A 12,277-nucleotide genomic window follows, 5' to 3' on the forward strand; every position below is an offset into this window, starting at 1 on the left:
GGTGCAGTACGAAGGGGCGCTTGCAAGCGCCCCTTCGTACTGCGGAGAGAGGAGGGAGAAGAGGTGTCGGGTCTCTTCTCCAGAGATGTGTCGCGACCCGGCCTTTTCCGGGTCGGTTACTCGGCGCTTCCCCCCAGATAGGCCCGCCCGAGGGCGTCGGCTCCCAGAATGGCCTGGAGAACCAGGTCGGCATCTACCTTGAATGGCGTGTTGTGGATGGTTTCTCCGGGGGCGCAGGCCGCTTCCGCCACGGGGCGAAGTTTTGCGGCAGTGACCTCCTTCACGCCGAGTTGACCCAGGGTGATGGGAAGTCCCACGTCGCAGCAGAAATCGAGGACTTCCTGGAGCTGTTCCCGGTCTGCATCCTCAAGGACGAGCTGCGTCAGGGTTCCGAAGGCGACTTTTTCGCCGTGGTAGTAGTGGTGGGTTTCTTCGAGAACGGTGAGACCGTTGTGGATGGCGTGGGACGCGGCAAGGCCGCCGCTCTCGAAGCCGAGTCCGGAGAGAAGGGTGTTGGCCTCCACGATGCGCTCCAGAGCGGGCGTGACTGCCTGGGCGTCGCAGGCGATCTTTGCCTCCAGGCCGTACTCGATGAGAAGGTCGTAGCAGAGCCGGGCGAGCTTCATCGCCGCCTCGGTGGCGGCTCCGCCGGGCATGTTGCCCGCCTTGGTGACGTAGCAGCTCTTCGCCTCGAACCAGGTGGCGAGAGCGTCACCCATGCCGGAGACGAGGAGGCGTGCCGGGGCGTGTGCCACCACGTCCGTGTCCATGACGACGAGGTTGGGATTCTGGGGCAGAACGAGATAGCTCTCGAAGACCCCTTCGGGGGTGTAGATCACCGAGAGAGCGCTGCAGGGGGCGTCCGTGGCGGCGATGGTGGGAATGATGGCCACGGGGAGATGCAGCTCGTGGGCTACGGCCTTGGCGGTGTCCAATGCTTTGCCTCCGCCGGTGCCGATGATGACGTCCGCCTTCTGTTCCTTGGCGATCCCCTTCATGCGCTCGATTTCCTGGCGGGAGCACTCGCCGCCGAAGGCTTCCTCGATGAAGTCGATGCCGTTGGCCTTGAGGCCGGCTTCGAGATCCGCCTTCACGGCGCCCATGCCTCTTTTGCCACCCAGAACGAGGGCTTTTTTGCCGAGAAGTTTCACGTGCTCTCCGGCGCTCTTCACGGCGCCCGATCCCTGAACATATCTGCCCGGTGCGATCATGATCTTCATTTTGCTGGACATGCTTTCACACTCCTTCTGTTCCGTACCCGGTGATTCCTCCAAGGTTTCCGTCCGTTCGGATTTCCTTCCCGGAACGGAAAGCCACAGTCACCCCCGCGCTCGATGCTCCTGATCGTTACACCAAAGAGGCAGTGTGCCTCCGTTTCTCTCCTGTTCCCTACACGACGAAGGGCGGCAGATCCTTGTGGGGCTTGGCGATGACCACCACGTCCACAAGAAGTCCCTTTTCGGCGGCGACTCGCTCCGCGGCCTTTGCGGAGGTGCGTACCTCCGAGACGTCTCCGGTGAAGCTGAAGAAAGCCTTGGCGCCCATACCGCGTCCCAGGCGGATCTCCAGGAGTTTCACCTGGGCGGCCTTCGCCGCGGCGTCGGCGGCCTCGACCGCCACGGGGGCACTCATGGTCTCCACGACTCCCAGGGAGGCGATCTCCTTCACCTCCGTGGCGCTCGACAGCGCGGGAAAAATGTCCGGATGGGCGTTGGGCAGGAGCATGCTGTCACTCACCGCTTCGCCTCCCGCTTCGAGCCCGCGGGCCAGGGCGGTCTTGACGGCGCCCACCTGGCCTCCCACGACGATGAGATACTTGCCCGGGCAGATGCTGCACGCCGAATAGAGGGAGATGTCACCTCCCTTGAGCATGGCATCCGCAGTGGCCACGCCCCGGGCCACGCTGAGCAGTTCTACGATGGCAACGGCTTTTTCCATGGTCTCTTCCATCCTTTCCCGAGAAGCTTGTCAGGGTGTCTTGCGTTTCGCCCTTCCTGAGCCGCGTTGCTGTGCTGTGCGGTGAAGGGCATGCCGCCCGTGCCGGAGTCAGCGCTCAGGGTGAATCGTCACGGCCTCGGGCGACACCGCAAGGACCGTTCCGGAAAGCGAGGCGTGGACGGTCGCGCCGAGGGCGCCCTCGGGGGGTGCACCGAGGAGGTGTCCCTCCTGAACCGTCTCTCCGGGGGCGACGCAGGGCACGGCGGGAACGCCCGTGTGCTGCTTGGTGGGGATGGCAAGGGGTGTGTTCCCCACGGAAAGATCTCCCATGTAGGGGGTTTCCCTGTCGTAGGGGGCCAGTCCCAGGCGCTGTACCAGCCGCTTGCTGGGAACGAGTCGGAATGCCCGCTGGGGATGGGGCGTGATGTCCCGTTTCGGAAAGTCCGGTTTGATGCCCTGAGCCCGGAGGCTTCCTTTGAGAACCTGGTTGACCCGTCGGGGGGAAAGCCCCATGGGGCAGGCGACGAGGCCGCTGCAGAGGTTGCATTCCGAGCAGAGGAATGCCTGTTTCACGATCTCCGGAAGCGCCTGGGACGCGAAGGCGATGGCCCGCATGATCCGGTGGGGTTCCAGGCCGTGCCCGACGAGATTCCGGGAGCAGGAGACGGTGCACTGGACGCAGCTGCAGCAGGCCACCTTCGCCTGCTTGAGCATCTGCTCCACGGGCATCGTCTCGTAATGGACGAGGGCGGAGGTGCGGGGTACCACGAGCAGGCCCTTGGTGGTCTTCGTGGCGTTGAAATTCGTGTCGAAGCGGTACTTCCCCGTCATGGGGCCGCCCTCGATGAAGACGGGATCCTTCACGGTGGGGCCTCCCGCGGCGTCGAGGAGAAGCGATGCGGGAGCGCCTATCGGTACCCGCCACACGCCGGGACGCGGCACGGCCCCGCCTACGGTGACGAAGGTATGGGTCACGGGAAGGCCGTCCATGGCTCCGGCGATGTTGTAGAGCGTCTCCGGATTGTTCACCACCACGCCCACCTGGAGGGGAAGTCCCGCCTCGGGGACGTGCCGCCCCAGGATCTCGTGGATCAGAATGACCTCGTCTCCCGCCGGATAGGAGTTGCCCACTTCGACGACCTCGGCACCGCAGGCCCGAAGGGCCGCGATCTGGGGAGCGTACTTCTTCTTCAGGCCGAAGACGAGCCGTGCTCCTCCGAGGGCCGCCGCCACGGCAAGCCCCGCCGCGACGAGACGGGGTGCCTCTTCGCACATGAGATGCTGGTCCACCGTGAGTAGCGGTTCGCATTCGGCGCCGTTGATGAGGTAGGTGTCGATGCCCTTCGCCTTGAGTTTCACGTGGGTGGGAAAGCCAGCGCCCCCGGCGCCGACGACTCCCGCCTCGTAGATCTGCTGTACGAGCCGCTCCGCTTCCATGATGAATGTCGCCTCCTAGATGATGCGGAATGCTCCGGCGAGGACGCAGCGCCGGGTCCGGCAGAAGGAGAGCGGCGTCGTGGGACCCTGGCCGGTGGTGGTGGCGATGGTGAACGCCGTGGGGCAGTCTCCGCCGACGCCGATGGAGGCGAAGGAGGGAGCGTTTTTCGTGAAGATGGTGGTTTCCATGGCCCGGGCCATGCGGCTCATGTGGGTGATGTTGGTGCTGTGGATCGCTGCGGAGTGACGGAATCCGTGCTCCGCCCGGAGGGAGGCGCAGAGGGCTTCGTCGAAGTCCGCCACCCGGACCAGGGGGAGAATCGGCATGAGCAGTTCCTCCTGCACGAAGGGGTGATCCTCGGTGGTCTCCACGAGGACGACGCGCACGTTCGCGCCCACCTTGATGCCCAGTTTCTCGAGATAGTAGGGGGCCGATTTGCCCACCATGGAGCGGTTCACCGAGTGATCCGGATTGAGAACGAGTTCCTGAAGCCGCTTCACGAGGTCCGGTTCCTTGAGTTCGAAGGCACCCTGATCGAGCATGTGTTTTTTGAGTTCGTCCGCGACGCAGTTCACCACGAAGAGTTCCTTCTCGGCGATGCAGGGAAGGTTGTTGTCGAAGGAGCACCCGAGGATGACATCCAGCGCGGCCTTGCGAATATCCGCCGTCTCGTCCACCACGACGGGGGGATTCCCCGGGCCGGCGCCGATGGCGGGCTTGCCCGAGGAAAGGGCGGCCTTCACCACGCCGGGACCGCCCGTGGCGGCGATGAGGCGCACGGTCCGGTGCGTCATGAGGGCTTTGAGGTTCTCCATGCTGGGCTGGGTGAGTGTGACCACCAGGCCCTCCGGGGCGCCTTGCTTCGCCAGGGAGCGTGTCACGAGTTCAACCGCCCGGAGCGAGCATTTCACCGCTCCGGGGTGGGGGGCGAAGACCACGCCGTTGCCGCCGGCGATCATACAGATGGTGTTGTTGTACACCGACGCCACGGGATTCGTGGAGGGTGCGATGGAGGCGATGACTCCGAAGGGGGAGAGTTCCTCCAGCACGAGCCCATGGTCGCCGGAGATGGCCCGGGTGGTGAAGTATTCGGGGCCGGGGGTCTTTTCCACGGCGAGACGTTTCTTGAGAATTTTGTCGTCCAGGCGTCCCATGCCGGTTTCTTCCAATGCGAGGCGCGAGACCTCCTCAATGCAGTCTTCCTGAAGAAGGTCCTCCCGAAGGCCGTTCACGATACGGATGCGCTGTGCGAGGGAGAAATCCCACTGCCAGCTTTTCTGAGCCTTCTCACACGCCGCCACGGCGGCGTCGACGCTGTCGAAGCCGAACTGCGAGGTCCCTGCACCGTTCGCACCTTCCGTTCCGAGACGGGCGAGGACCTGGCGAATCACTTCCTGCATGAGTCGTTCCTTGTCTTCCACGGAAATCACCTCCGGGTCTTCCCCGTTGTCATTCGTTCTCATTCCATGCGGCAAGAGCCGCCTCGGCGATGGCGATGTCCTGTTCGACCGATCCCCCGGAGACGCCCACGCCGCCGCAGACCTCGTCCCCCCGGCGGAGCGGGATGCCTCCGCCGAAGGCGACGATGTCCGGATCACCCGTGAGGCCGTAGAGCATCGCGCCGGGTTGCACGAGAGAGGTCAGCTGGGCGGTGGTCATGCGGAGTCGCGCCGCCGTGCGGGCTTTTTTCGGAGCCAGGATGAGGCTGATGGGAAGCGCTCCATCCATGCGGAGAAAAGCCACGGGGTCTCCCGCACCGTCGCAGACGGCGAGGACCATGGGGACTCCCATCTGTTCCGCCGCGAGTTCCATGGCGGCGAGAAGTCGTTTGGCATTCTCCCGGGAGAGGGAGCTGCGGGAGCCGTTTTCCCGGGAAACCGTTTTCAACACGTTTTTCGTGATGCGTTCCACCATTGCCTCCCTATCCGCCGCCACGGCAAGAACGAAGAGCATGTCCGAGAGCCGGTTCAGATAGCGCATGGCTTCGGGGGCAAGAATGCCCTCTCGGGCGAGAGGAAGGGCATCCCGCTCTGCACGCCTGGAAAGCGCACGCGCCAGATGCAGGGCACCGCCCACGGCAGTGTCCCCGGGAAAGAGAAATTCGTCGGGAACGGGATAGGCCGCGAGAAGGCGCTCGATCCACGATTCCAGCCCCGCCGCGTCGGGAAGGGCCGCATCCTTTTTGCCCCGCGCTACATAGGCCATGAGGCCGGAAATTTCACGCTGGAGGCGTTCCAGATCTTCTTTCAGGGACAGTGGTGCCAGCCCTCTCGCGAGGCCGAGGGCGGAGGTCGTCTCGTCCAGGGCGCCGTTCAGGCGGATTCTCGGATCGTCCTTGGGGACGGGAGTTCCGTCCCAGAGGCGGGTCGTGCCGCCGTCTCCGGTTCGCGTCGTGACCCGGCCCATGTCAGAGCACCTCCCGATGGTCCACGTCCACCGTGTCCACGATGCCCACGACGGCCATGTCGATGGGGGACGCGGGGTCTCCCGAGGCGGTTCGGGCGGAACTGCCCGTGCAGAGAAGCACCGTATCTCCCGTTCCGGACCCTACGAGATCGACGGCGACGGAAAAGCCGCCCTCGTCCTTGCCGGGGCGGTATCCTTCTCTTCCGGGCATGAGAAGCTGTACCACGAGGAGCTTGTGCCCCACGAGGCGGTCGTCCTTGCGGGTTGCAACGACGGAGCCGACGATCTTCCCGAGTTTCATTTCACCAACCCCCCGCTCTGCAAAGCCTGGAGACAGGTGCGAATGTCCGCCACCGCTCCGATGAAAGCCACCGTGTTGATATGCTGCGGACAGTTTCCCCATACTTCCCGCGCCGTCACCGGGGCCGCTTTCGTGCCCAGATCGACGGCGGCAAATATTTCCGCCACTCCTCCCTGAACCAGGAGGACGGCACCCCAGGGGGAAGAGCCGTTCCGCATCAGTTCTTTGCCGTCTTCCTCTCGAAGCCCCATGCGGCGCAGCAGCATTTTCTTCGTTGTCTCGGAAGGGGAGAGGATGAGCTGGTATGTCATGACCATGGGATTATGCCTCCTCCCTGTGCACTGCGATACGAAGGGCCGCAAGGCGATCTGCCGCTTCCGCGGTGAGTCGTGCTCCCGGAGGAAGTGTCAGAAAGGTTTTGCCTTCCACATGTCCGGCGAGTTCTTTCCAGGTTATCCAGAAGGGACCGTCCTTTCGCTGCCGGAGAAGGTCATCCGGGCCGACGGAGGGCCTTGTTCCCGCCGCCGTCGCTGTTGCAGCCGTTTGTGAAACCACGATTGTCGGTGCTCCACGGAATTCGTTCGGAAAAGCGGCTTGAGTCTCCCGTCCGACCAGGATCATTCCGAAGGATTCCAGTTCGTCGAAGGCGTTGCGGAGCCGCGTTCCCAGGGCGCCCTTCCAGGAGTGCCACGAGGCAAGGTGGTTCGTGTCGGCCACGACGGAAATGCCCTGGGAAAGACACCCCGCAACAAGGCGGGCCTCGGGCGATGCGGGGATGCCCGTGACCAATTCCTGAAGCAGACTTGGTCGACATCGGGGAATGGCGAGGAGCGTGAGCGTCTTTGCCTCTTCCTCCGGCGTGTCGAGCGTCGCCAGGACCGTGCAGGGACGCACCGACTCTCTGGGAAGGCATTTCGTCCCCAGATAGTGGATCCAGGCGATCTCCCCCTCGGGCATCCGGGCGGACGGAAGGGTTTCGTTCCACCAGAGAAGCCCCACCCGAGGACGAAGGAGTCGTTGCAGCACCAGTTCGACGAGGGTGTCCACGTCAACGGTCATGCTGTTCCCTCCAGAGATTTCTGGCGATCCCCGCGGGGGTCACCAGCAGCGGATGCGGTGCCGGCGTCACGGGCTGCTCGATGATGCGCTCCATGATGGCCTCCGCGCCGGGAAAGGCCGCGCCGCCTCCCACGAGAAGAACGGGTACCTTTCCGTAAAAGCCGCTCACATCGAGATGATGGCGCACGATGGTGGCCATTTTTTCGAGGACGGGCTTGAGCATGGGCACGAGGCGGATCTGTTCGGCCTTGTTCCGTTTGAGCGTCTCCGCGGCGTCGAAGTCGAGTCCCAGTGCGCCGGACAGGACCAGCGTCATGTGCGTGCCCCCCGTGGGTTCGTCCGCGGTGTAGACCACTTTCCCCTCCCGAAGGACCGAGATGCCCGTGGTGCCGCCGCCGATGTCGACGATGGCCCCCTCAGACGTTCCCAATGCGGCGGCGGCGGCGGTGGGCTCCTCGTAAAGCCCCTTGCAGTCGAAGCCGAGGGATTCCACGATGTTGGCGCAGACCTTCGCGGTCCGCTCCGAGATGCCCGGAGGATAGGCCGCGGCACCGATGCCGGTGACGGCCCTGCCAAGTCGGTGCTGAAGACGTTCGAGGCAGGAGCGCATGCCCGTCATGGCCGCCATGTAATCCACCACCACGCCGTCGCGGATGGACGAACGGGAGGATTCGAGGACCGCCGAGACCGGCTGTCCCTCCTCGTTGAGGGCCACAAGGACCAGGTTCGTCGTGCCCAGATCGAAGCCGAGGTACAGTTTTTTCCAGGATGTCAGGGGTTCTTCCCGGAACAGTGCCTCGTCGAGGGGGGCCAGCAGGTGTTCCACAAACTGTTCGTCGTAGGGGAGCGGTACAGTCTCCGGGCAGGTTCCAAACACCGCCTCCGTCTCGACGATCTGTGTGCTGCCTGTTGCGGCGGAAGGATTCTCGTTTCCTCCGGAGCGGCCGCAAAAAATCAGACCCTTCCCTTCCGGTTCCGGAGCGGGGGCGGTGCGCCTGCCGTCTCCGAAGGAGGGGAGAATCCGCTCGAGATCCTCGCCGGGGCGGGCGATGACGGAAGAAGAGATGAAGCCGCCGGTGGATCGGTTCACAGACATAGCCGCACCAGATCCCCCGTCTTGAGGCCGCAGGCGTTGGCCTCGTCCACGTCCACGTGGAATTCGCTCAGGAAGCTCTCGTGCACCCGAACCCATACCTTGCGGAACACGATACCCCGTTCGCCTTCGACCTCCACGTCCGTTTCGTCGCCGTCCTTCAGGCCCAATGCCTGCGCTTCCGGCAGGGAAAGATGGACATGTCTCCAGGCGAGCCCGATGCCCGAGTCGAGAACCGCACTTCCCTTTGGACCGACGAGAAGGACCGAAGGGCACGCGGCCTTGCTCCCGCTCTTGGCGAGAGGCGGGTCGATGCGGAGTTTTCTGGCGTCCGAGAGGGAGAGTTCGAATTGACTGCTCTTCCTCTCGGGGCCGAGGATGCGCACGTTTTCGAGAACGCCTCCCCAGGTGACCACGTGGAGCGTCTCCTTGCAGGCGTACTGCCCGGGTTGACGGAGGTCCCGCAGGACGGTGAGCCGGTATCCCTTTCCGAAAAGAATCTCCACGTGCTCCGGCGAGAGGTGGACATGGCGATTGCTCACGCCCGCCACGACATACCCCGGACAGGAGGACGTCGTCTCAAGGGACGTTGCCGGATTCCCGTCAAGGGCTTCGATGACCTTCCGGGTCACGCGTTCGACGAGGGATCGTTCCAGCTCCATGATGGCGTCCTAATCCTTGCAGATTTCGATCTGTTCGGTCTGCGTTCCCTCGGGGGAGGGGAGAATTCCCTCGATCTCCCCGTGGGGACGGGCGATCACGTGGGTGGAGACCACTTCGCCGACGCGGGATGCCGCGGCGGTTCCGGCGTCCACGGCGGCCTTCACGGCGCCCACGTCACCGCGGACCATGACGGTGACCAGTCCGCCGCCGGTGAGCCGCTGTCCCACGAGGGTCACGTTGGCCGCCTTGACCATGGCGTCCGCTGCTTCCACGGAGCCCACCAGTCCGCGTGTTTCGATCATTCCGAGCGCTTCCTGGGTCATTTTCGCGCCTCCTTAGGTGTTTACCGCGTTGTCGCCTCTTCCGACGCACTTCGGAGAGGCCGATAGATGTCCCTGTGTTCCTTGCTGTGCATTGTTCATCAAGAAGGAAATGCCCCGAAGGGAAAAATCCCTATCGGCTGCGTTTGCCCTCTCGTTTCTTACTCCGCCGCGCCGTCTCCCGAGTGCTCTCGGGTTGGGCGGGTTTTACCGGTGACTCGGAAATCTCAACCGTGTCTTCCCCACGTGGGAGAGCGAAAGAGTCCGGTTCCTCGCGCGCGTCGTCCTGTCCATCCCCATCCGTGCCTTCCTCCGGCGTCTCCGAAGGGGCGGAAGGTTGCTGTTCCGGCTCCACGACCGACGTCCGTTCCGGAAGTCCTTTCCCGTCTCCCTGTGGAGCCGGAACGGCCTCTTCGGTCTCTGCGACGGAGGGCCGTTCTTCGGACGGAGACGGGGGAACGAAAGGGCTTTTTTTTTCTTCTTTCTCCGGCGCGATGGATGATGTCTCCCGGGTGCCGTGTGCTGCAACCCACTCGGAGGCGCCCTGGGTTTCCCTGTTGAAGGTGAGCACGGGACCGACGGCGGGGGCGGGACGGGGGATCACGTCCACGGACCAGACCTTGCTCACCTTTTCCGACACGGCCTTCGCCGCGGCGAGAGCGGCTTTGACGGCGCCCACGTCGCCGGCGATCTTCACTGTCACATAGCCGTATCCCTTGGAGATCTCGCGTCCCACAAGGCTCACGTTCGCCGCCTTGAGAGCCGCGTCGGCAGCCGCAACCGCGGCGGCGAGACCGACGACCTCAATGAAGCCGAGGGCTGTTCGTACGTGCAGTTCACTCATTCCTGCTCACTCCTCCTCTCCTGCCTCCTGCGGACGAAGACCTCTAGGGAGCCTTGCCCAGGGTCTCGAGCACCAGTGCGACCAAGCGCCGGACCATCTCGTCCTCGGAGAGATCGGATGTTTCCTGTCGTCCGGCATCGTCGTCGGCAGCATTCCGGCGGAGGAGGTCCTGTGGAAAAGGATTGCCTTGGGGCAGTCTTTCATGTTCGATTGCCGCCGGCGTTTTTCGGGTCTCTGTCTCCGCGGCATGTGGAAGAATTTCTTCCTTTCGTTCGTCCGGAAGAGGCTGCCCTTTCGCGAGGCAGGCCGCCGCGCCTCCCAGCCAGCGGAGTGTTTTTTTCAGGGCCGTTTTCTCCGAGGAGCCGAAGGAGCCCGGACCCTGTCGGAGGATGTACGGTCCTTGCGTGTGTTTCACCAGCGTGATTGCGCATGCGTCGGAAGTGATGCCCACCCCGACTTCGAGGCGGGAGCGGAGAGCGGCCTGTCTGGAGATTGCCTCCGCCGTTCCTTCCATGGTATCCCACACGAGAGGAACTCCTTCTTCTTCGCTGCCCGCTCCGACCGTGACGGCGATGCCGGGGTCGAGCGAAGGAGAGAAGAGAAGCATGACCGCAGGGCGTTCACTAGGGCTTTCGCCGATGTGTCCGCACCAGGATGCCATGGTCCTATGCCCCCGTCGCGGAGAGCACGAGCCCCGTGGCCACGGCGTTTCTCGGGCCTTCCTTGCCGCGGATGTTGCCCTTGCCCGCCACGACGCCCCACCGGGAGAGCCGTTCGGTGATCATGGTGGGGACCTCGAAGTCCACGGCGGAGCCGCCGACGAGAACCACGTAGTCGATGAGCCGCACGTTGTGGGCGGGCGCCACCTGTTCGAGGGCGCGCACCGCGTTGGTGACGAAGACTTCCTGCTTCGCCTTACGGCGTATGTTGCGGACCTGTTCAAGCGTGACGTTCAGGCGGATGGGCTGGAGCATGTCGTTTTCATGGATGAGCGCCACCCGGCCGAACACCTCCGGATCCAGCGGTTTGTCAAAGAAACGCACCGTTCCGTCCTCCTGGCGGATGTGAAAGACACTCTCCACTTTGCAGAGGGGATAGCGCTTGATGGATTCCGCCAGGTCGAAATCGTCGATGCCCAGTTCACTCATGATGATGGTGTTCACCATGTTCCCGGCTCCGGCGAGGTGGATGAGTTCCACCGTCCCGTCCTGACGCATGAAGGAGGCATCGCTGCTTCCCGCGCCGAGATCAAGGATCGCCACGGGACATTTCGTCCCCGGCGTGGTGAGAGCCCCCCGGATGGCCATATCGGCCTCGACACCGCCGATTTCCACGGTGACGCCGAGATCGGCCTCGACGGCCTTGGCGAGTTTCTGCATGGGCAGTTCCTCGGTTTTCACCATCACCGCCAGGGCCACGCCGGACTCCAGGGAGAATTCTCCCGCCACGCCCCCCACGACCTTCTGGGGAACGAGAGTGTCCACGGCGAGAAGATCCCGGATGTAGATATCGCTCAGGGCGATGTCCGTGAGAGTGGACATGGTCTTGCGGACCCGTTCCATCATGCCTCCCACGTTTGTCCCGGGCTGGCCGAAGATGTTTTCCACGGGCTGACAGGCCTTCACCATGTCCATGATGGCCTCGGCGCCTTCCTCGACGTTGACGATGCGTTTCCCCGAGGGGCCGAGAATGTAGAGTTCCCCCGCGGGAATACGGCGCTCCTTCACTTCTCCGAGAGGGGTCCTGATCACCACGGCGGAGCGGTTCCCCACGAGGGCACGGGCCACGGGAACGATCTGGCGCGTCTCCTCCGGAGAGAGGTCGAAAATCGTGGCGATGTCGTAGGGGTTGGCGAGCAGTTCCACCACCCGTCCCGGAGGAGCCACCTCGACGCAGCAGCGCATGCCCAGAGGCACGCGGTCCACCGAACTCACCTCGTCCACGATGGGAACGGGACGGGGAAGCCGGTTGGCGATGAGAACGCCGTCGTCGGCCTGGCAGATGATGGCGGCCACGTTGACGCCGCGGTTCATGGCCTCCGCCACTCCTGCGGCGGCGTGCTCGTAATCCACCGAAGCGGGAATGACGGGGACCACCGCGTCACCGGAACGAACTTCCCGGAGGCGTTCGAAGGTGATGGTGACCCCCACGCCCACGCCGATGCCGCCCGGCGTGGAGGGGTTGTGGCCGATCATGGTGGATTCGGTGATGATCG

Annotated in this window: 13 protein-coding genes and 1 pseudogene; all 14 read right to left on the reverse strand. The window is 64.1% G+C overall.

Features of this window, described 5'->3' with window-relative positions; genetic code table 11:
- Window positions 1–116 precede the first annotated feature (116 nt).
- Entirely contained in the window at window positions 117–1,232 is a 1,116-nt protein-coding gene (locus tag Q1K49_RS06130; protein ID WP_300524035.1) for a glycerol dehydrogenase, read from the reverse strand.
- Window positions 1,233–1,389: 157 nt separating this feature from the next.
- Window positions 1,390–1,938: a BMC domain-containing protein gene (locus tag Q1K49_RS06135; protein ID WP_213694066.1), complete on the reverse strand. Its 549-nt coding sequence runs from the start codon at window positions 1,936–1,938 to the stop codon at window positions 1,390–1,392.
- Window positions 1,939–2,046: 108 nt separating this feature from the next.
- Window positions 2,047–3,375 carry a 4Fe-4S dicluster domain-containing protein gene (locus tag Q1K49_RS06140; RefSeq protein ID WP_300524038.1) on the reverse strand — a complete coding sequence of 443 codons (1,329 nt, stop codon included), beginning with the start codon at window positions 3,373–3,375 and terminating at the stop codon, window positions 2,047–2,049.
- Window positions 3,376–3,390: 15 nt separating this feature from the next.
- Window positions 3,391–4,797 carry an aldehyde dehydrogenase family protein gene (locus tag Q1K49_RS06145; protein WP_366146048.1) on the reverse strand — a complete coding sequence of 469 codons (1,407 nt, stop codon included), beginning with the start codon at window positions 4,795–4,797 and terminating at the stop codon, window positions 3,391–3,393.
- A gap of 28 nt (window positions 4,798–4,825) precedes the next feature.
- Entirely contained in the window at window positions 4,826–5,782 is a 957-nt protein-coding gene (locus Q1K49_RS06150) for a cob(I)yrinic acid a,c-diamide adenosyltransferase (RefSeq protein WP_300524040.1), read from the reverse strand.
- Between the two features lies 1 nt (window position 5,783).
- On the reverse strand, window positions 5,784–6,083 hold the full coding sequence (locus Q1K49_RS06155; RefSeq protein WP_026368267.1) for a EutN/CcmL family microcompartment protein: 300 nt from the start codon (window positions 6,081–6,083) through the stop codon (window positions 5,784–5,786).
- A complete protein-coding gene (locus tag Q1K49_RS06160; protein ID WP_300524044.1) occupies window positions 6,080–6,400 on the reverse strand; it encodes a microcompartment protein in 321 nt (106 codons plus the stop codon). The genes Q1K49_RS06155 and Q1K49_RS06160 overlap by 4 nt, the downstream gene beginning before the upstream one ends.
- 4 nt (window positions 6,401–6,404) lie before the next feature.
- Window positions 6,405–7,142 carry a hypothetical protein gene (locus tag Q1K49_RS06165; RefSeq protein WP_300524046.1) on the reverse strand — a complete coding sequence of 246 codons (738 nt, stop codon included), beginning with the start codon at window positions 7,140–7,142 and terminating at the stop codon, window positions 6,405–6,407.
- A complete protein-coding gene (gene eutJ / locus Q1K49_RS06170; protein ID WP_300524049.1) occupies window positions 7,132–8,238 on the reverse strand; it encodes an ethanolamine utilization protein EutJ in 1,107 nt (368 codons plus the stop codon). Before eutJ ends, Q1K49_RS06165 begins: the two co-directional genes overlap by 11 nt.
- Entirely contained in the window at window positions 8,229–8,897 is a 669-nt protein-coding gene (gene pduL, locus Q1K49_RS06175) for a phosphate propanoyltransferase (protein WP_300524051.1), read from the reverse strand. The genes eutJ and pduL overlap by 10 nt, the downstream gene beginning before the upstream one ends.
- A 9-nt stretch (window positions 8,898–8,906) precedes the next feature.
- Window positions 8,907–9,221, reverse strand: a complete 315-nt coding sequence (locus tag Q1K49_RS06180) for a BMC domain-containing protein (RefSeq protein WP_026368262.1) — start codon at window positions 9,219–9,221, stop codon at window positions 8,907–8,909.
- Window positions 9,222–9,807: 586 nt separating this feature from the next.
- Window positions 9,808–10,062 (reverse strand): annotated as a pseudogene (locus Q1K49_RS14900) (BMC domain-containing protein); the annotation flags it as partial.
- A 43-nt stretch (window positions 10,063–10,105) separates the two neighbouring features.
- Window positions 10,106–10,723, reverse strand: a complete 618-nt coding sequence (locus Q1K49_RS06190) for a glycerol dehydratase reactivase beta/small subunit family protein (RefSeq protein ID WP_300524059.1) — start codon at window positions 10,721–10,723, stop codon at window positions 10,106–10,108.
- A gap of 4 nt (window positions 10,724–10,727) precedes the next feature.
- Window positions 10,728–12,277, reverse strand: a 1,550-nt coding sequence (locus tag Q1K49_RS06195; RefSeq protein ID WP_300524062.1) for a diol dehydratase reactivase subunit alpha, incomplete at its 5' end; no start/stop codon positions are given.

The organism is Aminiphilus sp., from assembly GCF_029975095.1.
Taxonomy (GTDB): domain Bacteria; phylum Synergistota; class Synergistia; order Synergistales; family Aminiphilaceae; genus Aminiphilus.